Genomic DNA, 221 nt, shown 5'->3' with positions numbered 1-221 from the left:
GCTGCAGTCCACCACACCCGCATCACCTTTGCTGATTGGCTTAAACAGCGCACCTACCGCAGTGCTATACCGGCAGGCCAAGTACCGAAATGGGTCAGCGCTAACCAGAAATGGTGGTACACCCACCGCAACGCCCGCAGGGCTCTAAAACGTTTGGAAAAACTCATCCACGCCGGACAATTATTTACCTTCCTTGACCCGCCTGAAGGTGTCACACAGGA

1 pseudogene is annotated in these 221 nt (G+C 54.8%); it reads left to right on the top strand.

What is annotated here, in order from left to right:
- Positions 1-221, top strand: a pseudogene (locus HMPREF2635_RS12915) (IS256 family transposase); the annotation flags it as partial.

The organism is Corynebacterium sp. HMSC035E02, from assembly GCF_001836065.1.
Classification (GTDB): Bacteria; Actinomycetota; Actinomycetes; order Mycobacteriales; family Mycobacteriaceae; genus Corynebacterium; species Corynebacterium hiratae.
Note: the sequence above shows the minus strand (reverse complement) of the source record. Positions and strands in the feature narration are given on the sequence as shown.